The 25461-nt window shown below is 30.1% G+C and carries 27 protein-coding genes and 1 tRNA gene; 11 read left to right on the forward strand and 17 right to left on the reverse strand.

The annotated features are described in order from the left end of the window. Positions 1-14: 14 nt before the first annotated feature. Complete coding sequence (locus G9F71_RS23470; RefSeq protein ID WP_164949439.1) at positions 15-239, reverse strand: creatininase family protein; 225 nt, start codon at positions 237-239, stop codon at positions 15-17. Positions 240-413: 174 nt separating this feature from the next. Here G9F71_RS23470 and G9F71_RS23475 point away from each other — a divergent pair, with 174 nt between their 5' ends. Further along, positions 414-584, forward strand: a complete 171-nt coding sequence (locus tag G9F71_RS23475; RefSeq protein WP_216276513.1) for a hypothetical protein — start codon at positions 414-416, stop codon at positions 582-584. Between the two features lie 100 nt (positions 585-684). On the opposite strand, the gene G9F71_RS23480 is transcribed toward G9F71_RS23475, so the two are convergent. The 3 genes from G9F71_RS23480 to G9F71_RS23490 are packed head-to-tail and all read right to left on the reverse strand — an operon-like array spanning position 685 to position 2680. Next, positions 685-891 (reverse strand): nucleic acid-binding protein, encoded by a 207-nt coding sequence (locus G9F71_RS23480; protein WP_164949438.1) that lies wholly within the window; start codon positions 889-891, stop codon positions 685-687. Beyond that, entirely contained in the window at positions 875-1255 is a 381-nt protein-coding gene (locus G9F71_RS23485; protein WP_164949437.1) for a hypothetical protein, read from the reverse strand. The genes G9F71_RS23480 and G9F71_RS23485 overlap by 17 nt, the downstream gene beginning before the upstream one ends. 48 nt (positions 1256-1303) lie before the next feature. Next, positions 1304-2680 (reverse strand): aldehyde dehydrogenase, encoded by a 1377-nt coding sequence (locus G9F71_RS23490; protein ID WP_164949436.1) that lies wholly within the window; start codon positions 2678-2680, stop codon positions 1304-1306. A 455-nt stretch (positions 2681-3135) separates the two neighbouring features. Here G9F71_RS23490 and G9F71_RS23495 point away from each other — a divergent pair, with 455 nt between their 5' ends. Continuing rightward, a complete protein-coding gene (locus G9F71_RS23495) occupies positions 3136-3456 on the forward strand; it encodes a hypothetical protein (protein ID WP_164949435.1) in 321 nt (106 codons plus the stop codon). An 80-nt stretch (positions 3457-3536) separates the two neighbouring features. Here G9F71_RS23495 and G9F71_RS23500 read toward each other — a convergent pair whose 3' ends face one another. Then, on the reverse strand, positions 3537-4157 hold the full coding sequence (locus G9F71_RS23500; protein ID WP_164949434.1) for a LysE/ArgO family amino acid transporter: 621 nt from the start codon (positions 4155-4157) through the stop codon (positions 3537-3539). Between the two features lie 92 nt (positions 4158-4249). Then, positions 4250-4399: a hypothetical protein gene (locus G9F71_RS23505; RefSeq protein WP_164949433.1), complete on the reverse strand. Its 150-nt coding sequence runs from the start codon at positions 4397-4399 to the stop codon at positions 4250-4252. Between the two features lie 33 nt (positions 4400-4432). On the opposite strand from G9F71_RS23505, the gene G9F71_RS23510 reads away from it, so the two are divergent. From G9F71_RS23510 to G9F71_RS23530, 5 genes are all read left to right on the forward strand, one after another. After that, a tRNA-Pro gene (locus G9F71_RS23510) sits at positions 4433-4508 on the forward strand. A gap of 167 nt (positions 4509-4675) precedes the next feature. Further along, on the forward strand, positions 4676-6022 hold the full coding sequence (locus tag G9F71_RS23515; RefSeq protein ID WP_164949432.1) for a [Fe-Fe] hydrogenase large subunit C-terminal domain-containing protein: 1347 nt from the start codon (positions 4676-4678) through the stop codon (positions 6020-6022). Positions 6023-6112: 90 nt separating this feature from the next. Next, entirely contained in the window at positions 6113-6637 is a 525-nt protein-coding gene (locus tag G9F71_RS23520) for a phosphatase PAP2 family protein (protein ID WP_124998446.1), read from the forward strand. 137 nt (positions 6638-6774) lie between these two features. Further along, a complete protein-coding gene (locus G9F71_RS23525) occupies positions 6775-7428 on the forward strand; it encodes an HAD family hydrolase (protein ID WP_124998448.1) in 654 nt (217 codons plus the stop codon). A 205-nt stretch (positions 7429-7633) separates the two neighbouring features. After that, positions 7634-8014 carry a hypothetical protein gene (locus G9F71_RS23530; RefSeq protein ID WP_224626571.1) on the forward strand — a complete coding sequence of 127 codons (381 nt, stop codon included), beginning with the start codon at positions 7634-7636 and terminating at the stop codon, positions 8012-8014. A gap of 307 nt (positions 8015-8321) precedes the next feature. Here G9F71_RS23530 and G9F71_RS23535 read toward each other — a convergent pair whose 3' ends face one another. Both G9F71_RS23535 and G9F71_RS23540 read right to left on the reverse strand, forming a co-directional pair. Next, entirely contained in the window at positions 8322-9629 is a 1308-nt protein-coding gene (locus tag G9F71_RS23535) for a DUF2812 domain-containing protein (protein WP_164949430.1), read from the reverse strand. Between the two features lie 17 nt (positions 9630-9646). Next, positions 9647-9979 carry a PadR family transcriptional regulator gene (locus tag G9F71_RS23540; protein ID WP_124998454.1) on the reverse strand — a complete coding sequence of 111 codons (333 nt, stop codon included), beginning with the start codon at positions 9977-9979 and terminating at the stop codon, positions 9647-9649. Between the two features lie 431 nt (positions 9980-10410). Between G9F71_RS23540 and G9F71_RS23545 the strand changes: the two genes are divergently transcribed. After that, positions 10411-11271, forward strand: a complete 861-nt coding sequence (locus G9F71_RS23545) for a hypothetical protein (protein ID WP_164949429.1) — start codon at positions 10411-10413, stop codon at positions 11269-11271. 52 nt (positions 11272-11323) lie between these two features. Here the strand turns inward: G9F71_RS23545 and abc-f are convergent, their stop codons facing one another. After that, on the reverse strand, positions 11324-12880 hold the full coding sequence (gene abc-f / locus G9F71_RS23550) for a ribosomal protection-like ABC-F family protein (RefSeq protein ID WP_124998458.1): 1557 nt from the start codon (positions 12878-12880) through the stop codon (positions 11324-11326). A 370-nt stretch (positions 12881-13250) separates the two neighbouring features. Between abc-f and G9F71_RS23555 the strand changes: the two genes are divergently transcribed. Then, on the forward strand, positions 13251-14426 hold the full coding sequence (locus G9F71_RS23555; RefSeq protein WP_164949428.1) for a class I SAM-dependent rRNA methyltransferase: 1176 nt from the start codon (positions 13251-13253) through the stop codon (positions 14424-14426). A gap of 188 nt (positions 14427-14614) precedes the next feature. Here the strand turns inward: G9F71_RS23555 and G9F71_RS23560 are convergent, their stop codons facing one another. The 8 genes from G9F71_RS23560 to G9F71_RS23595 form a co-directional block, all read right to left on the reverse strand. Beyond that, positions 14615-15610: a DUF4179 domain-containing protein gene (locus tag G9F71_RS23560; RefSeq protein ID WP_164949427.1), complete on the reverse strand. Its 996-nt coding sequence runs from the start codon at positions 15608-15610 to the stop codon at positions 14615-14617. Further along, positions 15600-16148: an RNA polymerase sigma factor gene (locus tag G9F71_RS23565; protein ID WP_164949426.1), complete on the reverse strand. Its 549-nt coding sequence runs from the start codon at positions 16146-16148 to the stop codon at positions 15600-15602. The genes G9F71_RS23560 and G9F71_RS23565 overlap by 11 nt, the downstream gene beginning before the upstream one ends. A 272-nt stretch (positions 16149-16420) precedes the next feature. Then, positions 16421-17125 (reverse strand): 2-phosphosulfolactate phosphatase family protein, encoded by a 705-nt coding sequence (locus G9F71_RS23570; protein WP_164949425.1) that lies wholly within the window; start codon positions 17123-17125, stop codon positions 16421-16423. Between the two features lie 160 nt (positions 17126-17285). Continuing rightward, positions 17286-18281, reverse strand: a complete 996-nt coding sequence (locus G9F71_RS23575) for a VanZ family protein (protein WP_164949424.1) — start codon at positions 18279-18281, stop codon at positions 17286-17288. A gap of 202 nt (positions 18282-18483) precedes the next feature. Next, entirely contained in the window at positions 18484-19431 is a 948-nt protein-coding gene (locus tag G9F71_RS23580; protein WP_164949423.1) for a PucR family transcriptional regulator, read from the reverse strand. Positions 19432-19444: 13 nt separating this feature from the next. Next, positions 19445-20554 (reverse strand): ABC transporter ATP-binding protein, encoded by a 1110-nt coding sequence (locus G9F71_RS23585; RefSeq protein ID WP_164949422.1) that lies wholly within the window; start codon positions 20552-20554, stop codon positions 19445-19447. A 137-nt stretch (positions 20555-20691) separates the two neighbouring features. Beyond that, positions 20692-21621, reverse strand: coding sequence for a TIGR01212 family radical SAM protein (locus G9F71_RS23590; RefSeq protein WP_164949421.1), 930 nt, complete (start codon positions 21619-21621; stop codon positions 20692-20694). A gap of 261 nt (positions 21622-21882) precedes the next feature. After that, positions 21883-22959: a hypothetical protein gene (locus tag G9F71_RS23595; RefSeq protein WP_164949420.1), complete on the reverse strand. Its 1077-nt coding sequence runs from the start codon at positions 22957-22959 to the stop codon at positions 21883-21885. A gap of 254 nt (positions 22960-23213) precedes the next feature. Between G9F71_RS23595 and G9F71_RS23600 the strand changes: the two genes are divergently transcribed. Then, positions 23214-24290, forward strand: a complete 1077-nt coding sequence (locus G9F71_RS23600; protein ID WP_164949476.1) for a transporter — start codon at positions 23214-23216, stop codon at positions 24288-24290. Positions 24291-24468: 178 nt separating this feature from the next. Beyond that, a complete protein-coding gene (locus G9F71_RS23605; protein ID WP_164949475.1) occupies positions 24469-25359 on the forward strand; it encodes a radical SAM protein in 891 nt (296 codons plus the stop codon). Positions 25360-25461 lie beyond the last annotated feature (102 nt).

The following is a 25461-nucleotide window of genomic DNA, read 5'->3' on the forward strand; positions in this document are numbered from 1 at the left end:
CTAGTGGCGTTTACTTATTCGTAATATCTACCTTGCTGCATTGCTTCAACTCTATCTATTATTTTGCCCTCCAATAATCCAAAGATTCTCTCTCCCTTTTCCACTGTTGCTAAGGTAGCATCTCCAGTAAGTGCATCTTGAAAAATAGTTTTTCCTCTATTTCCTATAGGAATAATTATTGTATGGATTTTTTCACTATATTTTTTAAAATCATCAGAGGTATATTCTATTATATACATAAATTGTATTTAGTGGAGTACTGCAAATCAAGTATTCAAACCCACTAAATATTCACTTCCTTTCTTAGTTAATTTTAAAACTATTTAGTATTATTGGCTTTATAAAATGATAATAAAAATAAAATAAACAATATAAAAGAAATACTATTACCGATTAAATTTTTAGGAGGATATATGACTGTAACCATATCTACAGTATTATATATAGCAACAATAACAAATGTTATTATAATATATGTATTGTTAATCTTTTTTCTAAATATATATACTAACAAGAGTACAGCTAAATTTAATGATACTGATATAGATATTAGGAGTAATAAACTTATTATATTATTTAAATAAAATATTTTTAAGACAAAAATAATAGTAAACAAAAATATTAAGTACACAGCATGCTTATTTTTAATGATCTTTTTCATAATGTCACCCTTTCTGACTTATATTAATATAAGGACTTTACAAATTCCTCATATTTATCAATATATAAAACTACACAACCGCAATTAGGGCAAACTGCTGCTTTTACTTTGGCATACTCAGTATTAAAAATAACCCCTTTGCCTTTCTTCGAAATTGTAACTCCACCATAAGATTCCACCTTACAATCCTCTATCATTTCACTCTGGCACTGATTACATATTTTTTTCATTTCTTATTCCTCCAATTTCCTCCTCAAGCATTTTCATATCCACAAAATATTCAGTATTTCTTACTTCTATATATGTTTCACTATAATCCATCTCAAAGTTTGCCATAGTGGAATGAATTCCACTATCACTTAAAAAGTGCAAGGTACATGTATTATTATCTTCTATAGTGCAAAATCTAATAAGTATACTTTTAACGGATGGAAATTGCACTCTTGACTTCATATATTTAGGTGCATTGTGTAAATACAGATTTACACATCTATTGCCTATTGGAACTATTAGATCCACGTTATGTTCATCCTTTTGTATTTCCCTTACCTCAAAATCACTTTCTATTTTCAAATTACTTTTTTCATAAATCATAGTTGCCTCCAATAAAATACTTAATATAACCATTTTATCGATAATATATTATTTCATAAGTTTCTTTAGCAATTTAATTTTTTCATTATATGGAGCATATCTAACCTTAATATCTATAATATTACTCTTCTTTATTACGCTCTTTTTATGAGAAAACAGATCAAAGCTTCCTTTACCATGGTAACTGCCCATACCACTCGCCCCTACTCCACCAAAAGGTGCATAGGTAGATGCTACATGTATAACTGTATCATTTATACATCCTCCACCGTAAGAAATCATTTTTATTATTCTTTCTTGATGTTTCTTGTTATTAGAAAAGAAATATAATGCTAGGGGCTTAGGTTTTGAATTAACTATTTTTATAACTTGCTCTAGGTCTTCAAATTCTATAATCGGAAATATGGGACCAAATATTTCATTTAGCATAATTGGGTCTTCCCAAGTTATATTTTCAATAATAGTAGGTGCAATATATCGTTCTTGCTTATTGTATTCTCCTCCCGTCACAATATGACCTTTATCTAAAAGTCCTATAAGCCTGTCAAATTGCCTTTCATTTACTATTCTAGGGAAGTCATTGCTTTTTGATGTATCTTCTCCAAAAAACTCTTTTATACAATCCATTAGCTCATTTAAAAACTCTTTCTTAACGCTTTTATGAACTAGTAAATAATCTGGTGCAACGCAAGTTTGTCCTGCATTTAAAAATTTACCCCAAGCTATTCTTTTTGCAGCTAGTTTTATATCAGAATCTGAGTCCACTATACACGGACTTTTTCCACCTAATTCTAAAGTTACAGGAGTAAGGTGCTTTGAAGCTTTCTCCATTACTACCTTCCCAACAGGTACACTACCTGTAAAGAATATATAGTCAAACTCTTCCTCTAAAAGTGCTTGAATAGATTCACGACCACCATAAGGCTCTACCACAGAAACAAACTCCTCTGAAAAACATTCTGCAATAATTTTAATCACAATTTCAGTGGTTTTAGGAGAATATTTTGATGGCTTTAACATAGCACAGTTTCCAGCCGCTATGGAACCAATTAATGGTGCCATTGTTAACTGGAATGGATAATTCCATGGTGAAATAATTAAACTCACTCCATAAGGCTCTGAATAAATATAACTAGAAGATAAAAAATGTGTTAATGGAGTTCTTACTTTTTTAGTTTTTGACCAGGACCTTAAATGTTTCATAACAAAATTTATTTCTTCTAAGATTATTCCTATTTCAGTAGCATAAGCTTCAAATTCCGATTTATGCAAATCAGACCACAATGCCTCCAATATATGCTTCTCATTTTTTTGTATAGATTTTTTTAAGGTATTTAACTTCTCCATACGAAAGTCTAAATCTCTTGTAGCTCCTGTATGGAAATAAGTCCTTTGCTTTCCTAAAACCATCTGTATATCATTCATTATTCAACACTCCCCCTATAATGATATTTTTTCTTGGTATATTCATATAAATTTCACTAACTATTTAACGACATTCCAGAAGGAAGTCTCCCATTTCTATAAGTGGGAGTCACATACTACAACAAAAATAAAACTTCTGTGGGAAGTGGCGCTCCGTTCTTTTGTTTAACTTATTAAACATAGTCTAGTATCCTTTATTTAATTTGTCAATGCATGGTTATAATTTAAATTCCTTACAAATTATCTACAGTGATCTATATTACCTATGAATAAGCTTTTTTTGTTTTTCATTATTTTTATATTTTAAAATCACATGATTTTACACTATAAAAGCAAGCTACTAATTCAAATACTTGTATTTATATAGTTTAGTTTCACTTTTTATAATAATATTGCGTAAAAGTATTAATCTTTGGTAACACTAACTAGGAAAAATTGTTTTGGAGGTATGTATAATGAAAAATTTTCTAGTTTCGGCTATAGTAGATATAATAATAATATTCTCTTCTTATTTTTTATTTAGAAGTGTTATAAGCGGACCAACTCGTCATAGATTATATGAAAAGTTTATGAGTTCTTTCGCAAAATTTGTAATTATCATTTTTGTAGCTAGCGCATCAATCACTGCTCTTACTGCACTAGTTTTGTACAAAACAAGGTATATTGTATATATCAACGTAATTGCTCCTGCCTTAGTTTCTATACTGATAGGTTTTGTTATGTCTACTGTACCCACAAGAGGTGTGGGTGATAAAGAAAAGGTTACTAAAAAATAATTATACTAAAGAGAGCAGTTTCTCATATGATGTTATTTTACTATCATATGAGAAACTGCTCTCTTATCTTACAAATCCTTTTAGATAATCAATTTAACAAAGGAATATGCTAATTTAAATCCATATACAATTATAACTACTCCACATATTAAATTTATTATCCTAATAACCTTAATATTAAACTTAGCTTTAAATAGTGAAACAACTGTAGCTAATAAAGTAAACCAAATTAATGAAGCTACGCATACCCCTATAATAAAGTAGCTTCCCATATCTACTGGTAGCACCGCTCTACTTCCCCCCAGTAATAAGGAGCCGTCAATTATTGCTTGAGGGTTTAACCAAGTCACTGCAAAACATGTCCCTATTATTTTTATAATGGATTTATTCAGATCCACAGTCTCTTCAGATTTAACTTCTGGTACTTGCCTCAAAAGCCCTGCTCCAATATAAACTACAGCTATACTTCCTAATAAAAGAATAAGCATTTTTAAAAGGTTAAACCTTTCCATAAGCGCTCCTACCCCCAAAAAGCATGATACTGCAAGCGATATATCAAAGAATATAGTAATAAATGCAACTTGATATGCCTTTAGTCTACTTTTACGTATAGCCGTATTTATTACAAATATGTTTTGTGTACCTATAGGTGCTACGTAAGCAAAGCCTACAAGCAATCCTTCTATTAGATGTTTATACATTCTTTCCCCCCCTAACTATTACCTCTATAAAATTACAATATTCACATCTAGAATATTGTTTTTTTATTTTAAATTATAACTTATACATATTATCATGTATATACTGAAATCTTTTTATTGATTTTATTGTGGTTAAATCCTACCTTCCATGCTGTAATATTAACAACTTCAGAAAGAGATATACAATATATAAACCCTATATTTCTTGCATTTGGAAAAATGCTTGTAAATACTGTTGACATTTACACCTTCCTATTATATAATAAAGAAGTCATCGGGGTGTAGCGCAGCTGGGAGCGCGCGTGGTTTGGGACCATGAGGTCGCAGGTTCAATCCCTGTCACCCCGACCAAAAAGAGTTGTCTAACGACAACTCTTTTTTTATTATAAATTTTTCATGGCTTAAGTATAAAATCACTCCTTTTTCACAAGCTAAACAATACTTCACTATTTTATTGTTTTTTCTAAATATTATGCTAACATTATTACATAGCTAATAACAACTTAGGAGTGATTATTTTGAATAAAATGTATAATGAAATTTTCAAGACCCTAATTAAGTCCTATCATGAAGATAATTTTGAAAATAAGCTACAGGAATTACTGTCAAAAGACAATATTAATAAAACCGAGTTAAGTTCTATAATTTCTTCACTTTGTGGAGTTGATGTAGTCTTTTCAAATAATTACATAAATGATTTAAAACAAGCTATCCAGTATTATGAATCAAATCACAAGATTGTAAATAAAGTTAAACATTGCGACATGGAGTGTGCAGATACGTCTGGAAAAACCCTTTGTCAAGCTTCTTGCCCATTTGATGCCATATTAATAGATAATAAATGTAATACTACCTATATTGATAATGATAAATGCATAGACTGTGGATTTTGCATAGATGTCTGTCCTACTGGTGCCTTAATGGATAAGGTAGAATTTATTCCCCTTTTAAATTTGTTAAAAGGGAATTCTACAGTAATAGCCGCTGTAGCCCCAGCCATTACTGGCCAATTTGGAGAAAGTGCTAATATAGATAAGCTTAGAACCGCCTTTAAAAAAATCGGATTCACAGATATGGTTGAAGTTGCTTTTTTCGCAGATATGCTTACATTAAAAGAAGCTATTGAGTTTGATGAACATGTTAAAGTAAAAGAAGATCTAATGCTTACCTCTTGCTGTTGTCCTATGTGGGTAGGAATGGTAAAGAAGGTATACCACAATTTAGTGAGACATGTATCCCCCTCCATTTCTCCTATGATTGCTGCTGGTAGAGTTTTAAAACAATTAAACCCTAACTGCAAAGTAGTCTTTATTGGACCCTGTATTGCAAAAAAAGGTGAAGCTAAAGACCCCGACCTTTTAGGCGACATAGATTACGTGCTTACCTTCTCCGAACTTAAGGATATTTTTGATACATTAAATATTGAGCCTGAAAAACTTAAAGCAGATGTATCTAGTGAATATGCGTCTAGAGGCGGTAGACTTTATGCTAGGACTGGAGGAGTATCTATAGCTATTGGAGAAGTTATAGAAAGATTATTTCCTGAAAAATACGATTTATTTAATCCTATTCAAGGAAATGGTGTAAAAGAATGTAAGGAATTGCTTACTAAAGCTCAAAACGGGGAAATCAATGCAAATTTTGTAGAAGGAATGGGCTGTGTTGGAGGTTGCGTTGGAGGACCTAAATCATTAATCGATGCAAGCTTCGGAAAAATTAGAGTAAATAAATTTGCACAAAATTCAAAGATTAAAGTAGCCATTGATAGCGATTGTATGAACGAAATCCTAAATAGAATTGGAATTAATAGTGCTGGGGATTTCAAAGATAAAGATAAGACCAAAATATTTCACAGGGAGTTCTAATTAATATTTCACAATGTAAATCGGCTCTAAAATATGATACAATATTAAGTAATCAAAAAAAATAATTCACTGTGCAGATTGGAGGTTTTTATGAAAGCATTATTTGAATATATAAGTCATAGAGATATTAACATACTTAGAATTATAAATAATTCTTGGAAGTGTAAGTTCTTAGATATTGTAATGCCAGCTATGACTTACTTAGGCTCTTTTACTTTTATGTTTATATTTTGCACTTTCGCCTTTTTGTTAAGTAACGCGCTGCTTCATGTCATGGCTATTCGTGCTATGGTTTCTATAACAATAAGTACTGGCATTGGCAAGCTTCTCAAGATAAGTGTTACTAGATTAAGACCATTTATAGATATTCCAAATTTAAATATAAAAAAAATAGGTATAGATAAATACTCTTTCCCCTCAGGTCATACTACCGGTGCATTTTCATTAGCTGTAATAGTAGCTTTATATTTCCCTATTTTTGGCTTTATATCTATACCCCTAGCTTGTTGTGTAGGAATTTCAAGAATGTATATAGGGGTTCATTACCCTACAGATGTAATTGTAGGTGCTTTTTTAGGAATTACCTGTTCTTTTCTTACTTACAGGTTCTTTTAAGACCTATGAAAATAACTAAGAGTAGCTACCAACTTAATTGTCCTGGTAGCTGCTCTTAATTAATGCCCATAATTCCTTTTCAAATCTGAGTGTATTACTATATTTATTCATGTTATAATTTTATAAGAGGTGATTAAATGCTAACAAATATTAAAGCTGCAATTTTTGATTTAGATGGTACCCTTATCGACTCTATGTGGGTTTGGGGCAAAATAGATGAACATTATTTTAAAAAACTGAATATGGATTTACCCTCCAACCTTAAAAGCCAAATAGAACATCTTAGCTTTGATGACACTGCAGCATATTTTAAAAGTAATTTTGGTATATTAGATACTATAGAAGAAATTAAAAAGGAATGGACAGATTTAGCCTATGTGGAATATCTTAACAATGTAAAGCTAAAACCTGGAGTAGTTGAGTTTTTATCTTTGCTTAAAACTCTGAACATAAAAATTGGACTTGCCACAAGTAATAGTAAGGATCTGTTAGAAGCTGTTCTTAATGCTAATGGTATTTACCATTACTTTGACTGCATAACTCTTACGAGTGAAGTCTCTAGGGGGAAAAACTTTCCTGATGTATATTTACTTGCCGCTGAAAGATTAGGTGTAGAGCCATCAGAATGTATTGTATTTGAAGATATCCTACCTGCAGTTAAAGGTGCAAAAGCTGCTGGAATGAGGGTAGTAGGCGTATATGATGATTTTTCCAAAGAACAAAGAGAAGATATTATTAATCATGCAGATATGTTTATATTTGAATATCATGAATTAACTACAGCTATTTAAAACTCATGTAATTACATGGGTTTTTTTATGAATTTTTTTCATTTCTATAGAATAGTATATATTAAGCATATGCACAAATTTTTCAGTTAACCTCTATTATATTAGTACATAATTGTTGTGAATAAGTACTTTAGAAGGAGAGATACTATTGATTATTTTTCTATTCTCAGTTCTTTTGATATGTTTTGGCATATATTATTCCATCATGAATCAAAAATTATCAACACAAAAAACTCAACTGAAGATTATTTCTAGGCAAAATAGAGAATTCAAATCAAAAATTGAAAGCGCGCGAAGTGCTGAGGGTCCTATTATAATAAAATACAAGGCACCACTTTTTAAATCAGGAACCACAAAAGAAGTTTGCAGTCTATATCTAAGCCCCCTGGAAAATTCGCTAGTTCTATCTAACTTAGTTAAAATTACTCCTGTAGAAATTCAAGATTGTGCTGAGATTTTTGATATTTCATGGTATGAGGTATCTATAAAATCTCAAACTAACATTAATAATAAAGGATGGATAAAAAAAGATAGCATAATTACCCAAGATGACACTGTTAATAATCAAGAGGATACAGTTACCTAAATCATCAAAAGGCATATATTTTTCACAATATATGCCTTTTAAAATTAATATTAATATCAATCTTTTTTATGTGTCTTTTTATTATGCTTAGCTCCTAAATTATTTACTTTTTTCTCCTTTTCTTGTTGACTTGCACAAGAAGGATCTTTTTTTTCACCCATAGCATTTTTTCCTCCTTTTATAAAAAATTAATCATAGTATCCTTACTATTTTGTTCAATATACAAAATATAATGCTATGAAATTAATAACAAAAATATAATAAGCCAGCATGCTTGGCTTCTTATATGGACTAATTGTATGATTTATTAATAAAAAAGCTTTTCATATATCTTTTTCAAAAATTCTTTTTCACTTAGATTAGTAAAATCTTTCCTAATCTCAACTACTTTATCTTGTGATACTACTACAAATGTTTTTTTCACACTATCTGAATAGACCACAATATTATTAGGTAGTTTAGTCCTCTCTTCCAATAAATTAGCACCATAACGATTAAATTTACTTAATAATCTATTTTCATAGAATTTAATTAGTATAGGATAGTCACTTTGAAGCATTGTATAGCTTAAATAATTACCGTCGTTACCACCAGAATAGCCTACTCTTTGGGCTATTATACTTTTATCAAATTTAATATAAGGACTTTCATCATTATTTCCTACAACCCCAAAATCCTTAGTTGTTAAATTAAATTTATGGGTTGGCACATCATTTTGTAAAGTTTCACTACTAAAAAGAATTGAACCAATGCCAAGTATTAAAACTAAATATATTGAGACTACTACACTGCCTATAGTTATACCCATATTAATGTTTTTTGAATGCTTTTTTTTATCAATAAATTTTCGCACACAAATCATAATTATTATAGGAATGCATATTGTTATTATTATTAAGAAAGAAATATTAAATCCTGTAGTATCAAAAATTAACAGTTTTAAAAATATAAATAATATTATTAAGCCATAGCTATTTCTTAATATACTTTTTATCCTTACTTGCTTATAGTTACTATAATTCATGCCTTTATCCTTTTTTAACTTAGCCCTAACTTTTATGACCCAAATTAAAAAGCTAATAAATCCTCCACTATTTATAATTATAAGGGAAGACATTGTAACTATTGATAAGATGCCCATATTAGATGCTAGTACAAAACCTCCATCTCCCATAAATAATTGGATATATAGATTGAAACTCAATAGAAGAGTTAAAAAAAACTGAATTCCCATATTATATAATGAAGCTTTGAAAACTAATTTAAACTTTTCCTCTTCATCAGTATGAATAGAAATAGCTTCCTTATCCCCATGTGTATAAAATATTTGAGTTTTTACATGCTCACATACATATGTCCATCCTGCCGCCTCACAATATTCCCTATATTCTAGAGCTACATCACTATCTTTATGATCAAAAACAGAAACCCTATTAAGTACGTCTACTGAATACTTTATTTTCTCCATTTCTGTTTTCTTAAACTTAAAAAAAACTCCTTTTATAGATTGTAATAACCATCCTTTTTTTGCCATTTCATCAAGATATTCTTCTACAGCAGAACATTCATAGGGTAAATACATAAATATTGTTGTCTTCGTATCCTTACTTGTCATAATCTTACACCTCCACTCTATATTTTAAAATTCTCTTTATATCTCTCCATATACAATACTCCATCATTGGCCATAGTAATTAATCTTCTATACTCCTCTAGTAGTATTTCTTTTCCCTTATCAGTAATTATATAACTTCTTTTTCTGCCTTTCACTTCTGTTTCTATTATCATATCTTCCTTTTCAAACTTAGAAAGAAGCGCATATAACGTCCCAGGGCCAACCTTTACACGGCCTTTTGAAATTTCAATTACAGCCTCCATAATATCTACCCCGCACATTTCTTTGAGTAAGGACATTAATATATAATACATTGGTTCTGTTAAATTTTGAAATTGCTCTCTTGCCATTTCTTATCACCTCTTCAATATCGAGTATCGATATATATAATCTCAGTATATTATCGACACTCGATATTGTCAATGTATTTTTCCATTTGTTTAAATTTTTATATCATTCACTAAAAAAAGAGATTTGCCACCTTTGGATTATTGGGTAATCAGCAAATTAAATTGGACTTCATAAAACCATTAGGTATTTTTGTTATGATAGGTGGTATAATTATATTCAAGTTAAAGTTGGAAAATCAAGCAAAGTTATTAAAACTGCAAATATAAGTATTTTATATTTTGCTAAGGGGTTTGTTGATGCAAGTTAGAAGCAATTTCTTTCTTTATCTCTTTCCTAAACACAATTCAGCTCACCACCTAAGCGGTTGGAGTATTCTTGTGAAATTTGATAAATCAAACTAACAATCTTGTTAGAACTAAAGGAGTTTACTATGCGAATAATATCTGAAAACAACCTATGTACAAACAGACCATATATAAATTTGAAGAAATTACCAATAAAAAGTTCATTGAGAGTTGGTGAAATTACTGGAGCTGGTTTTAAAAGTACTTATATAATAAATCAAGATACACAAAACTTATCTACTAATGAGAATTACACTATAGAATTTAGTAACGGAATTGAGAAAATAACACTTGATACGGCACTATTGAATGAAAGATTATTAGTTGAAGTCAATTATTCATCTAAAACTAGTAATAAATCTACTAAATTCAAGATTTACCTTGTTTTAGATTGTATAAAATACGCCTTACCATTTAGTTCATTTGAAGATATTTATGATAATTGTATGAATATCTTAGCTAGAGAACTCCATGGAAAAGAAGAATTAACTTACATAAAAGAAAGTTTTAAAAGTTTAGAAAATGATGAAATCTCAGTAAATGTAGAGTTAAATTTAGAAAGATTAAAAGAATTTAAAGATAGGGTGAATTACAAAAGAAATATTGATTATTTTGTTGTAAATAACATTTCTTCAACTACTTCAAAGTATGATATAAACACTAAACCTAAAAAAATACTAGCAAGTAATATTTTAAAAGTTCTAAGATATGACTATCCTACAAGACTTTATAAAATAGTCGAGCCCATTGATAACATGACTAAAATAAAATTATACGAAACCGACATTATTTGTGACCTGGGTGAACTTAATTTCCCTACTGTTAGCATCTACACCGAGTATGGACTTGGAAAATTATTAGATGTTAAAAATAATGTTATCCCAAATACTAATTCCTTATTATTATTTGCTAATATACTAGACCTTGGACTCGAAGTTTTAAACTAGAAATACTATAAAAAAAGAGCTAGAAATTATTCTAGCTCTTTTTTGGGGCAAATTATACTATTTTAGTTGTCCACTCTTCACAGTCCCATACATCTGTTACTATATCTTGATAAAAGTCTGGCTCATGGCAAACTATAAGTATACTTCCTGTATATTCTTTTAGGGCCCTCTTTAACTCATCTTTAGCATCTACATCTAAGTGATTGGTAGGCTCATCTAGTATTAATATATTAGTTTCCCTGTTTAGGAGTTTCGCAAGTCTTACCTTTGCTTGTTCTCCACCACTAAGCACAGTAACTTTACTCTCAATATGTTTTGTAGTAAGTCCACATTTAGCAAGTGCAGATCTTACCTCACCCTGAGTAAGGCTAGGGAATTCTTGCCAAAATTCTTCAATGCAATTATTGCGGTTGACTCCCTTTATTTCTTGCTCATAGTATCCTATATATTGATAATCTCCTAAGTTTGTATGACCCGAAAGAGCTTTTATATCACCCATAAGACTTTTTAGTAAAGTTGTTTTTCCAACACCATTAGCACCAGTTAAAGCAATCTTTTGTCCTCTTTCCATATATAAATCTAATGGCTTAGATAACGGGCTATCATATCCAGTAACTAAATCCACAGTTTTAAATATTATTTTCCCTGAAGCTCTTGCAGATTTAAAATTAAATTGTGGCTTTGGTTTATCTTTTGTAACTTCTATTCTATCAATTTTATCCAATTTCTTTTGTCTTGATTTTGCCATTCCACTAGTAGAAGCTCTTGCTTTATTTTTAGCAACAAAAACCTCTAGTCTAGTAATTTCCTTTTGCTGTCTTTCATAATCAGCTTCCATTTGTAGCCTTTTAGCCTCATGAATTCTCAAAAATTCTTCATAAGAACCTATATATCTAGTCAACTTTTTATTTTCCACATGATATATTATATTAATTGCACCTTTTAGGAATTCAATATCATGGGATATTAGGATAAATGCACTTTCATAATTTTGAAGATATCTCTTAAGCCACTCCACATGCTGCTCATCCAAAAAGTTAGTAGGCTCATCAAGAAGCAAAACATCTGGAGCTTCTAATAAAAGTTTTACAAGAAGAACTTTCGTCCTTTGTCCTCCACTTAAATCTGCAACATCATTTTCAAGACCAACATCTTTAAGTCCAATTCCTGCAGCTACCTCATCTATTTTAGAATCAATAGCATAGAATCCATTATTGTCCAATTGATCTTGAATTGTTCCCATTCTATCTAGTAATTTTTCTAGCTCCTCTGGAGATGCATCTCCCATCTTGTCTGTTACATCCATCATTTCCTCTTCTAAGTCAAAAAGATATTTAAAGGCCTCCCTTAAAACTTCTCGAATAGTTTTTCCTTTTTGCAAAACAGTATGCTGATCCATATATCCAACTCTTACGCTACTTGACCATTGAACTTCCCCTTCATCTGGCATAAGCTTACCCGTAATAATGTTCATAAAGGTTGATTTACCTTCTCCGTTAGCACCTATAAGCGCTATGTGTTCGCCTTTAAGTAATCTAAAAGATACATCTTCAAATATTGATCTGTCACCAAAGCCATGGCTCATATTTTTTACTACTAATCTACTCATTTGTTTTTCTCCTTAATATAGTGTAATTTTTTATATTTGTAATTTTTTATATTTTAAAAGTATTTCTACTCATACACTTATTTGTTTTTAATAACTGGACATTGTATACGGATTCCCACTCAAAGAAAATCCCTCCAATTTTTATCTAAATACCCTTAATCCAAGTGTGCATTTAAAAATGGCACATATATTAGTGTAATTTATAACTGCACTTTTGTCAAAAGAATTTTATGGATTTTATATTAGAAGTTAATTCAATGTGGTATACTACTATAGATAAATAACTTGATATTTTCAATTAAAAATTGTTTTATTACCCTAAACATATAGATAGTGTTAATACTGTCTAACAATACAGGAGGAATTTAAAATGAGTTGTAAATTTTACTTATATAGAGGTAAAGGCAGAAATGCAGAAAATGGTCACCTTTGGATATATGCCAACGAAATCGAAAATGTTGATGGTGAGTATGAAAATGGAGATATAGTTGAAGCATATAATTTTAGAGGAGAGTTTATTGGAAAAGGATTCATAAACGACGTTTCTAAAATTGCCATAAGAATAATGACCCGAGATATTAACGAAGAAATAAATGAAGAGTTTTTCAGAAAAAGACTTCGGGCTGCTTGGACATATAGACAAACAGTTATAGATACTTCTAGTTGTAGATTCCTATTTGGAGAAGCAGATTTTGTACCTGGAATGATTATAGATAAATATGAAGACTATTATGTTATTCAATCTTTAGCACTAGGTATAGATAAATATAAAGATATAATTGTTAAGCTACTAACAGATGAATATAATGCAAAAGGCGTATATGAAAGAAGTGACGCTAGAGTACGCGAACTTGAAGGGATGCAGCAGACAAAAGGCTTTTTAACAGAGCCCTTCGATACTAATTTAGAAATTATTGAAAACGGTGTTAAATATCACGTTGACATTGAAAATGGTCAAAAGACTGGATTTTTCCTAGACCAAAAAGAAAACAGAGCGGCTATCCAGAGATTATGCAAGGATGCTGACGTTTTAGATTGTTTTACCCACACAGGTTCTTTTGCGCTTAATGCAGGTATAGCTGGTGCTAAAAGTGTACTTGGAGTAGATATTTCTGACTATGCAGTAGAGTGCTCTAGAAAAAATGCAGAGCTTAACGGACTTTCAGATATAGTTAAATTCGAATCTCATAATGCCTTTGACGTGCTACGCGAATGGTCAAGAGAAGGAAGACAATATGATGTAGTAATACTAGATCCACCTGCGTTTACAAAGTCACGTTCTACTATAGATGGTGCTACAAGAGGATATAAAGAAATTAACCTACGTGGTATTAAATTGGTTAAAACCGGTGGCTATTTTGTAACTTGCTCTTGCTCTCATTTTATGTACCCTGATTTATTTAGAGATACCATAGCTGAAGCGGCCTTAGATGCTAATCGAACTCTTAGACAAGTAGAGTTTAGAACACAAGCAGCAGATCATCCAATACTATGGAATTCTGATGAATCTTACTACTTGAAATTTTATATATTCCAGGTGGTTTAAAGGGACAAAAATACGATGCTATTTTTATATAGCACCGTATTTTTTTATAGTAACTTGCATATTTTATAAAGCTGTGAATATCTTGATTGTTTTGTAAACATAATGTGGCCACTATTACACTAGTGCACCTTTATACAAAAATGACACTTAAAGTATTAGTATTTTCCAAAATTACTATTATAAATAGACTATTTTATCGGTATCTTAAACACCACCTCACTACCTACAACTTTTATAATAAAATATTTAGGCTTGTTATTTAGTGGTTCAAATGTGAATTCTGTTTTTTGAATACCCTCGCCGATACCATAACCATTTCCGCTTATAGTCTCTAATATATTACCGTAATTATCTATTACCTCATATTGATAAAACGTACCTCTGGGTAAGTTGGATTCAACTGCATTTACCTTTATCGTGGAATCAGAAATGATTAATTTCTCTATAGTTATACTTCCTTTTCCTACAGATTTAGTAATCATTACAGTTATATCTTTAGAATTAAGTAGATGGTCTTGTTTTTTTACAGTAATATCTTTAAATTTCCAGTTTCCTTGTGTATTTCCTATCTTATTAATCAATACTGTAAGTTTTAAATCTTTAGGGAGTTCACTTGTAAGACTAACATTAATTACCCCTATATAAGTGTTTTTTGTTAATAATCTTCCGGTATAAGATATTGAGGCGTTAATAGGTTTATTATTAACCAATAAATCAGGCTTACCAAGTTCACCAACTTTATTGCCCTCCATAGTATATCCAATGGACATCCTTGAACCATCATAAAGTATGTCGCTGATTGTAAGTTTTATATCTTTATCTGCTTTTGTTTGCCCCACTAAAGAAGAAGCCCCCTTTTCACTAGCAAGTTTTAATCCCATATCTCCAAACAATTTAAATACAGAACCTACTACTGGAATATTACTTAAAGTATTAGCCATTACTGGTGATATTGTGGCTGCAGTACTTAAAACCATTAATGTCACAACGGCAGCAACTATAGACTGTTTTAGCCTTTTGCTAATAAGAATTGTACTCCCATGTTTACTCTTTTTATTCTCTGTTTCTTTTTCAGGTAATAAGGCTAAAGTTTTATCTATCCTATCCAAAACCACCTGTGGTACTTTAGTTTTACTATTCTTGGCTTTATTTATAAATTCCCTATCAAAAAAATCATCGTTCATAGCACTCACTCCCTTGAAAGTTTTTCTTTAAAATAACTTTAAGTTTTAATCTTGCTCTCGATAGTCTTGATTTTACTGTGCCTCCCGGTATACCTAGCATACTAGATATTTCTTTTATAGAAAATTCCTCAAAATAATATAACATAACTACACTTTTCAAATCATTCTCAAGGCAATTAAGTACTTCCTCTATTTCAATATTATCATCACTATTTGTAATTATCGACTTTTCGCAAACAGTTTCTCCAATTTTGTGGATAGGAATTAGCTTACTTTTTACATTATTAATGTTATGACACTCGTTAATCAAAATTCTTATTAACCATGTTTTAAAAAACTTTATCTCCTTTAGATTATCAATGGACTTGTACGCTTTAAGAATCGCTTCCTGAATTGCGTCAGCACAATCATCATCTGATTGAAGCATGGATTTTGCAACCTTATACATTGAATTTTCAAAACGCTTAATTAAATTTGAAAAAGAATCTTTATTTCCTTGAATTGCTTGTCTGATTTCAAATTCTAGTTCTAATTCCAACTTTACACCACCTATACAAAATTATAAATGTTAAATATTAAAAACAAAATGACTTGCAAGTTTTTGTTTACACATATTAGACAAAAATATAGTTCTATTGGTTCACGAATTAAATAAAACATATTTTAATAATTTAAAAAAATAAAAAGAGAAGTTATAATTTTATTTACCCTTTCTATTAATTTTGAAATAGTTCAATATTATAAACTTAATTATTACATAATTTTGCAAATAAAAATACGGTGCTATTTTTATTTAGCACCGTATTTTTATTAAACTATAATCCCATTCTTATATTCTGGAACCTTATCTATAATGTCTTTTCTACAGCAGTATTCCAAATCTGCTTCAAGTCCTAGCTCTGTAATCCTTTTGTAGTGACTTGCATATTTTATAAAACTATGAATATCTTCATTGTTTTTATAAATATAGTGAGAAGTTACAGCAATGTCTGTTAGCTCTGCTTGTACCAAACTTAATACACAATCTATTATGTACCCACTACATAAAAAATCATCTATAGAAAATTCACCATCGGTTCCAGCATTAACTATTACTACATCTTTATTTAATTCCACTATTATTTTTGCAGTAGCCTTAGCGTTTAGCATGGCACCTATTAGAATGTTGCTGGCACTCACGCAGCCCTTTATAGCCTTAGTTCCATTAGTTGTAGTCATAACAAGAGTCTTGCCTTCTATTCTCTCTCTGGTATATTCTAATGGAGAATTAGAATAGTGAAATCCCTCTATTTTTAATGCCTTTCTCTCTCCTCCAAGCATAAACTCCTCTTTGCTATTTCTCACAATACCCGCAGCATCCTCCACTGTTAAAACAGGAATAACACCTTTGCATCCATTATTCATTGCAGTAGTTATTACACTTGTTGCCCTAAGCATATCTATTACCACTACTGTTTTGTTTGCTATTTTTTCTTTTTTTATATCATCGGCAGAAACTATTATATCTATTCTCATATCCTTCGCTCCCCTTTAATATTTTTTTGTCTTATGTCACGCACATATAATTATAGTACATATTTCTATTTTATATAATAGTCTAGGATGAAGTAACCCTAGACACTTTCATTTGCCTTACCCATTTTTGCCGATCGCCTCCAAAATGTAATGGTTCAACTCAGCTACCAATTGATTTTATTCTTTTGTTAATGAGCTTATTCTTAGATTTAATAATTAAATCTCCTATAAGTGTTCCAAGTAATGAAATGAAGGTGTATATAAAACAGTAAATCAGGAAATTGGAATTAAATAAAGTAAATACTGCAATCATCCATAATGCAAAATTAATCAGTAAAATAATTAACCTTTTCTTAAATATAAATTGCATTACTATGGATATTATAAAAACTAACAATGGAAGTGTGAGTAAAGTCAATTTAAATGGGTCAATGTTATTTAAATTAGGCATATCAGTAGATTTAAGATAAAAGGACATAACCATTTGTTTTAGGTTAAAACTCATTATAATCCAAACAACTACTTGCAATATTGTAATAGCATAAACCTTTATTTTCTCTTTTAATGTTAATTTCTTTACTGTTTTATTAATGGCAAATTTATTTAAAAAGTTAGAAAAGCGTTTTTCAAGAAGATTTAATAATTTAAATCCTAAAAAGGCTCCTAAAGTATTCAAAATTATATCATTAATGTCCATATATCTCATAACAAAAATCTGAATAATTTCAATTACTAAAGATACTCCTGCACCTGCTAAAACTGTATGTTTTATCCTTTTGTCTTTTTTAGAGAATAATGCAACAAAAAATCCAAAAGGCATAAACATAAAAATGTTTCCAAAAATATTTACAATACCATGTATTCCAAATTCAATCATTCCTTTAAATGGAATAATATTTATATTTTTTATTGAATCATGAATATGTTGAACAATGAACTGTAAATCAAAGAAAAAAATACTTGTTCCAAGGGTTAATGTCCCTATAAAAATTAACGAGTAAATTAACGCAACAGCTCCTACTTCTCTATACCGCGTCGTCTTAATACCTAAATAATGGTATTTTCTTATTTCTAAAATTCTATGTATTAATACAAATGGTATTAATACAAAAATAAATGGTACTACAAATAATAAATTATGTTTTATGAAAAGCATCTTATTTCTCCCTCTTATAAAATTTTTATTCCGCATTTTGAATACGCCATATAATATTTTATCATTTAACTTATCTTACGTTATAACAAAAGAATATATTACGCAAAATAATTTGAGTAAGCCCTAAGAAAAAAGTTTCATGTTGTAAAAAAATTCTGCCTTTACACGAAGTAAAAGCAGATTTTCTAAATTAACTATATACCTATTCCTTATTTTCTTTCCATATTAAAAATCCTATAAGAAACACAGAGGCATCTTTAAAGTCTCTAATATCAAAATTTGTTTCTTTCTTAATCTTATCTAATCTATAAATAAGAGTATTCCTATGAACATATAGTTTTCTCGCAGCATCACTTATATTAAGACCACAATTTACAAATTGCTCAATAGTTATTATCATTTCACTATCCAAAGCATCAAATTTGTCTTTGAGCATTCCTAACAGTTCTTGCTTAATTTTAACATCTACATTATATACAATTTTCTCAAATAGCATCTTATTGTAACTAAATGTATGGTCTTTTATATCGAATTTTTTACCTAATTCCATACATTGAACAGCATCATTATAAGCTTTTTTAAGTCCTTTTATATCATAAGTTCTATCTGCATAACTCACATAACATTTGCAATACAAATCTGATGAGATAGATTCCTTTATACTTTCTGCATGCTCCTCTACTTCTTCAAAATCACCAATTACAATTATGCTATCATTATATATTAAACTTACAACTGGCTCATTATCATATATTTGTTTTATGACGCTCAGCGATTCATACTTACTTCCATCTACGCTTACTAATAGGGTATAACACCCATCTTCAAGAAAAGGTAAATTGTGATTAATATTATCAATAGAAATTTCTCTATTTTCTAAAATATCAATAACTGCTTGTTCTTTAGTTAAAAAATGCTCTGTATATTTGTTTTCAATAACATATTGGAGTAAAGATGTACAATTTCCATACTTCTTTTCTAAACTTATTATGCCTTTAACACGCCCAAGCATAATAGTATAGTTGGTTATATGTGAATTTTCAATATCTAAGTCACTAATATATAGCGCAATGCCATCTTCTGTAACTACATTAAATGGTATATTTGAAGAATGACTTAAATCCCTCAAGAATTCTGTAAAATTGTACATATTGAATCTCCCCCTATATTATTGTGTTTTCAGTTTCTTTGTCAAAGACATGAATTTTATTTGTGTCTAGTGCAATTTTAATTTTATCGCCAACTTTGGCTGACGAAGATCCGTTAACTCTAGCTACAATACTTATATCTCCTTTTGACAGGTAAATATTAGTCTCTGCACCCATAAGCTCAGTAACTTCAACTTTCGCTTCTATAACTGAATTTTTATTTTTGGAAAGAAAGTCAATACCATCATCAATGTCTTCTGGTCTAATACCCATTAAAACAGTTTTGCCTATAAATGATTTTTCTTTCAAAATTTGAGCTCTATCCTTTGGTAGTACTATAATTTCATTATCAAAAGATAGTACTACTTCACCCTTTTGTTCTAAAACCACAGCTTCCATAAAGTTCATTTGAGGACTTCCTATAAATCCGGCAACAAACATATTAACTGGATGCTCGTATATGTTATGAGGAGTATCTACCTGCTGAGCAAGTCCATCTTTCATTACAACTATTCTTGTTCCCATAGTCATAGCTTCTGTTTGATCATGAGTTACATATATAAAAGTTGTTTGAAGTTTATGATGAAGTTTTGCTATTTCTGTTCTCATTTGAACTCTAAGTTTAGCATCTAAATTTGATAGTGGCTCATCCATTAAGAATACCTTTGGATTTCTTACTATAGCTCTTCCAAGTGCTACCCTTTGCCTTTGTCCACCTGATAATGCCTTTGGTTTTCTATCAAGTAAATGCTCTATATCAAGTGTTTTAGCTACATCAGTAACCTTTTGTTTTATTTCATCTTTTGGAATTTTTCTTAATTTTAGCCCAAATGCCATGTTATCATACACAGTCATATGAGGGTATAATGCATAGTTTTGGAAAACCATAGCGATATCTCTATCCTTAGGAGCCATATCATTTACAAGTTTATCACCAATATATATTTCACCTTGTGATATTTCTTCAAGACCTGCTATCATTCTTAAAGTTGTTGATTTACCACAGCCTGATGGTCCTACAAAAACTATAAATTCTTTATCTTCTATTTCAAGATTAAAATCCTTAACCGCTGTTACATTTCCAGTATAAACCTTGTATAAATGCCTTAATGATAAATTTGACATAGTATATTCCTCCTAGATTTACATTCTATATATTTTTCTATATATACATATTGTAAACCTTTAAACCGCAATTATCTAGTTGCAAAACACCCAAAAGTGGTAAAGCTAATTTGTAGAAAGACACAAATGTCCTTGTGCTAGATTTCAAGATTTTTCCCTTGATATAGATCTAATTCCTTTAATTTATTATCTATAGAATTTAAAACTTCCCATTTTTTCAAACTCCACATAGGACCTATTAGCAGATCCCTTGGCGCATCCCCTGTTAATCTATGAATGACCATATTTGGTGGAAGCATAGCTATTGACCTTGCAATTATATCTATATATTCATCTTTTTCCAAAAACTTAAGCTTTCCAAGGTTGTATAACTCAACCATTGGTGTATTCTCTACAAGATAGAGCAAATGCATTTTTATACCCTTTATATCACTATGTGCCACATAGTCTATTGTTTTTAGCATGTCCTCTTCAGTTTCGCCAGGTAGGCCAAATATAGTATGGACCACCACATCAATATTTCTTTTATTAAGCCCTTTTAGCGCCTCTTCAAATTTTGATAATTTATATCCTCTATTAATAATTTTTGCACTTTCGTCCTTACTGGTTTGAAGCCCTAATTCTACCCAGGTATATACTCTATGCGAGTATTCTTCTATAAGGTCTAATACATCCTCATCTAAGCAATCAGGTCTAGTAGCTATAGCAAGTGCCACTACCCCCTCTTGTGATATTGCTTCCTCATACTTTTCTCTTAATACTTCTATAGACCCATATGTATTGGTATAGGCCTGAAAATAAGCAATATACCTTCCTGTTTTCCACTTTTTACTCATCATATTAACTATATCTTCAAATTGACTTGTGATAGAAAATTTCCTATCCCCACCAAAATCTCCTGAACCTCGCTCGCTACAAAATAAACATCCTCCACTGCTAATAGTTCCATCCCTATTAGGACAAGAAAATCCAGCGTCCAAAGCAACCTTAAAAACCTTATCACCAAACTTCTCCCTTAAAAAATAATTCAAACTGTGATATTTTTTGTCACCCCATGTTTTCTGCATTAATCTCATCCTTTCTCTATTAAATCATCATCTGCGATGCTGCAATTAACGACTTCAGAAGGATATTTACCCCCTTGTAGACCTCTGGAGTAGATAACAATTCTCAATTGTTATCCCCCCACTTATAGAAATGGGAGACTTCCTTCTGAAATGTCGTTAAATCATCTCCTGGGTCGCTATAATTAACGACTAATCATTAGCCTAGTTATTTTATAAGAGACTAGGCTAATTATACCTTATAGTCTATAGAGAATGTATTAATTATAATTTATCTACTGTAAAATCCTTTAAATTTAATTTCCATTTACCAATAATGTCTGTTTCTGAACTATTAATATTTGATTTAGGAATTACTTCATATGTCATACTATCCTCACCAAAAGAAGAAAATACTATTTGCACTTTTTCTATAGGATAATCTTTTTCAAAATTAACAGGAATCATATCTCCATTCTCTACTGTATAGACTCTAATATATTTTCCCATGTTTTCCTTAGTATATTGGACAAGCAGAAACTTTTCATCTAAAGAGAAGGTCATAAACTCCACTTTGCAATTAAAGAGCAAATCTAAAGTGATTAACTCTTTTCCAATTGGTTTCTCCTTAACTATTATATCAGACCCTCCACCTTGCGATGACTGCCCCCCTGATTTCCCAGCATCTCCTTGGACTGCTAGAGACTCATCAATACTCACAATTCCAATAAATGAATTTTTATTATAGGTACTAACTGCAAGTTTTTCTCCTTCATAACTAAAATTCATTGGGCTGAATTCTTTTAAGGGCACCATTATTTTATACAACTTCGCTACATCATCTCTTGAATATACGTATTTAGGAAATCCCGCTACATCAATAATCAAATTAGTTTTTACATTTTTTTTGTCCCTATATCTAATACCTACTCCTTCAACAAACGCTTCTTTTTGTGGCATATTATTAATTTCACTTATTTTGTATTCTGCACCATCTTTGACAACTTTAATAGAATATTCATCCAAGCTACACAATGGACTAACTATGGAGGTTCTTGTAACTCTAACCTTAAAAATCCCGCTCCTACCAACTTCATTACTTTCTGAAACTTTATAGCCCTTTATCTTTACATCATTAAGTTTCACCTGGTCATTTTTTTTCGATAATTCCTTAGTATATAATTTCTTACCATTTTCGTAATCTTCCTTCATTAGGAAGCTCATATAATTATCAACTACATTAGTTGCACTTTTAATTTCAAAAGCATTTACTTTTACCTTTTCTTCACTCTCTTTTTTTGCACATCCTGTGAAAGATAAAACATAAAATATTATTAATAAACAACTTAAAATTTTTTTCAATATTTTCACTCCTTTTTAATTCAATTTTGATTAATGATATCTCTTATAATTACCTTTACACTTATGATTTAAAAGTTAAATCATCATCTGCGATGCTGAAATATCATTAAATTCATTATTATAATTATAGTTTCCCACTAAATAAAATTTTAATTTATAAAATCATTATTTATTATTAATCAGTATACATATATTTATAAAGATAACATTTTATTTGTATGCATTTAACAATTTAATAATTTTATGGAGGAGATATTTTGAAAAAAAACATCAATTCAATATTTCAAACTGCAGCTGTATTTATAGGTACTATAGTTGGTGCAGGACTTGCTTCCGGCCAAGAGATAACGCAATTTTTTAGCACTTATGGATATGTGAGCTTTTGGGGAATTCTCATATGCGGTTTAATCTACATTGTAATTAGTTCTATTATAGTTTCTATTAGTCTAAAATATAAATTAAGTTCCTATACTGAACTTATAACTATTGTAAGCCCAGGTTTTTTTGGTGTAATTACAGATATTTTTACCAGTTTCTTCTTAATTACTGGTGCTGCCATCATTTTAGCCGGAAGTGGTGCACTTGTTCATCAATATTTTGGTATTTCAAAATGGATAGGAATTTTACTTATGTCTATAATTTCTTTGTATACGTTGCTTAAGGATACCAAGGGGCTAATAACTATAAATTCCTTCATAGTGCCTATTCTTACCACGATTATTATAACTATATTCGTTTTATACTTAGTACTTTACAAAGATATGGTAAACGCTTCCTATATAAAACAAATACCTTCTTATAAAGTCAATACCATTCCTGCTCAATGGTTTTTTTCAACCTTGCTATATGCCGGTTTTAATATGCTGTGCTGTAGTGGTGTGTTAGTTCCAATTAGTCAAGAAATAAAATATAAACGTATCCTTATTCCCGGAGTTATAATAGGCGCTTTAGGCTTAACCATATTATGCTATTTGATAAATATAATGCTTTTATTAAATATACCTCAAATTTTCAAATACGAGATTCCACTACTATACATAACAAACCGTTTTGGTATGTTAATGCAAATTCTTTTACTTTGCGTAATTTGGTTTGAAATGTTTTCCACTGAAGTTTCTAATATTTATAGCGTAGGAAAAACTTTGGAGAAAAAGTTTAATATATCTTATAAAAAAGCTGTATTTTTAATACTTATTATAGCTTTGCCTATTTCGCAAATCGGATTTAAAAATTTAATTAAAGTCCTTTATCCTGGTTTTGGTGCAATAAGTCTTATTTTTATGATTCAGTGTATTATATTTTATAGGAAAACCACTAAAAAACATAATTGACATTATATATATCCAATTGTACAATTCTTATATATTCTAAGATGCATAAAAATAAATATCAATTAGAGGATGCTAATCATATTTATTTAAATGCACCTGTAAATTAAACTTGTAGTACAAGGAGATTAAAATGATTAATAAAGATACAGAAGAATTAAACAGTTCCAGTTTTTTAAGTATGCTAGAAAAATGCTCTTTATGTCCTAGGAGATGCTATGTTAATAGATTAGATGGAGAATTAGGCTTTTGCACTGCTTCTGTGGATGTTAAAATAGCTAAAGTCAGCTTACATCAATGGGAAGAACCATGTATTTCTGGTACATTTGGTTCTGGGACTGTATTTTTCTCAAATTGCAATCTAAACTGTGTATTTTGTCAGAATCATACCATAAGTCAGAAAGGTACTGGAAAAATAGTATCAATATATGGCCTTAGTGAAATCTTTTTAGAGCAACAAATGCGAGGTGCCCACAATATAAATTTAGTTACGCCAACCCACTATGTACCACAGATAATAGAGGCACTAAAAATTGCTAAAAGTAGGGGCCTTACCATTCCTATTCTCTATAATTCAAATGCATATGAAAGTATAGACACAATTAAAGCCTTAAGTGGTTTTATTGATGTTTATTTACCAGACTTAAAATATTATAAAAATAAATATGCTCTTAAATATTCAAAAGCTCCTAATTATTTCAACATAGCTAGCGAAGTTATTACCGAAATGATTTCCCAAGTAGGAGAAGTTAAATTTGATGATGCAGGTCTAATTCAAAAGGGAGTAATAATTAGACACCTAATGCTACCAGGCTTATTATTTGATTCTAAAAAAATAGTAGATTTTATATATTCTACCTTTCATGATTCAGTGTATATTAGCTTAATGAATCAATATACACCTATGCATAAGGCGGCTAAATATCCTGAAATAAACAAACCTTTAAACCCTAATCATTATGATACCCTAATTGACTACTGCATAAACCTAGGTATCACAAAATGCTTTATTCAAGAAAGTGGAACGGCCTCTATTGACTTTGTACCTGATTTTGATTTAAATGATGTATAAATTTTCTATAAGCAAAAGGTCTCCATGATTTTAATCATGGAGACCTTTTAAGATATAATCATCCTGTATGCTTTCATTTTGGTACCTCATAGTAACCCTTAT

The organism is Clostridium sp. FP2 (assembly GCF_011065955.2).
GTDB lineage: Bacteria > Bacillota > Clostridia > Clostridiales > Clostridiaceae > Clostridium_AD > Clostridium_AD tagluense.

Bases quoted from the DNA above. Each gene is read 5' to 3' on its own strand.
- G9F71_RS23540 (WP_124998454.1), bottom strand. From the start codon at position 9,979: ATGGCAAGAGAGCAATTTCAAAATTTAACAGAACCAATGTATTATATA.
- G9F71_RS23500 (WP_164949434.1), bottom strand. From the start codon at position 4,157: ATGTATAAACATCTAATAGAAGGATTGCTTGTAGGCTTTGCTTACGTA.
- G9F71_RS23555 (WP_164949428.1), top strand. From the start codon at position 13,251: ATGAGTTGTAAATTTTACTTATATAGAGGTAAAGGCAGAAATGCAGAA.
- G9F71_RS23545 (WP_164949429.1), top strand. From the start codon at position 10,411: ATGCGAATAATATCTGAAAACAACCTATGTACAAACAGACCATATATA.
- G9F71_RS23470 (WP_164949439.1), bottom strand. From the start codon at position 239: ATGTATATAATAGAATATACCTCTGATGATTTTAAAAAATATAGTGAA.
- G9F71_RS23480 (WP_164949438.1), bottom strand. From the start codon at position 891: ATGAAAAAAATATGTAATCAGTGCCAGAGTGAAATGATAGAGGATTGT.
- G9F71_RS23605 (WP_164949475.1), top strand. From the start codon at position 24,469: ATGCTAGAAAAATGCTCTTTATGTCCTAGGAGATGCTATGTTAATAGA.
- G9F71_RS23530 (WP_224626571.1), top strand. From the start codon at position 7,634: ATGAATCAAAAATTATCAACACAAAAAACTCAACTGAAGATTATTTCT.
- G9F71_RS23585 (WP_164949422.1), bottom strand. From the start codon at position 20,554: ATGTCAAATTTATCATTAAGGCATTTATACAAGGTTTATACTGGAAAT.
- G9F71_RS23490 (WP_164949436.1), bottom strand. From the start codon at position 2,680: ATGAATGATATACAGATGGTTTTAGGAAAGCAAAGGACTTATTTCCAT.
- abc-f (WP_124998458.1), bottom strand. From the start codon at position 12,880: ATGAGTAGATTAGTAGTAAAAAATATGAGCCATGGCTTTGGTGACAGA.
- G9F71_RS23580 (WP_164949423.1), bottom strand. From the start codon at position 19,431: ATGTACAATTTTACAGAATTCTTGAGGGATTTAAGTCATTCTTCAAAT.
- G9F71_RS23520 (WP_124998446.1), top strand. From the start codon at position 6,113: ATGAAAGCATTATTTGAATATATAAGTCATAGAGATATTAACATACTT.
- G9F71_RS23560 (WP_164949427.1), bottom strand. From the start codon at position 15,610: ATGAACGATGATTTTTTTGATAGGGAATTTATAAATAAAGCCAAGAAT.
- G9F71_RS23505 (WP_164949433.1), bottom strand. From the start codon at position 4,399: ATGTCAACAGTATTTACAAGCATTTTTCCAAATGCAAGAAATATAGGG.
- G9F71_RS23525 (WP_124998448.1), top strand. From the start codon at position 6,775: ATGCTAACAAATATTAAAGCTGCAATTTTTGATTTAGATGGTACCCTT.
- G9F71_RS23590 (WP_164949421.1), bottom strand. From the start codon at position 21,621: ATGCAGAAAACATGGGGTGACAAAAAATATCACAGTTTGAATTATTTT.
- G9F71_RS23475 (WP_216276513.1), top strand. From the start codon at position 414: ATGACTGTAACCATATCTACAGTATTATATATAGCAACAATAACAAAT.
- G9F71_RS23485 (WP_164949437.1), bottom strand. From the start codon at position 1,255: ATGATTTATGAAAAAAGTAATTTGAAAATAGAAAGTGATTTTGAGGTA.
- G9F71_RS23535 (WP_164949430.1), bottom strand. From the start codon at position 9,629: ATGACAAGTAAGGATACGAAGACAACAATATTTATGTATTTACCCTAT.
- G9F71_RS23575 (WP_164949424.1), bottom strand. From the start codon at position 18,281: ATGCTTTTCATAAAACATAATTTATTATTTGTAGTACCATTTATTTTT.
- G9F71_RS23495 (WP_164949435.1), top strand. From the start codon at position 3,136: ATGAAAAATTTTCTAGTTTCGGCTATAGTAGATATAATAATAATATTC.
- G9F71_RS23570 (WP_164949425.1), bottom strand. From the start codon at position 17,125: ATGAGAATAGATATAATAGTTTCTGCCGATGATATAAAAAAAGAAAAA.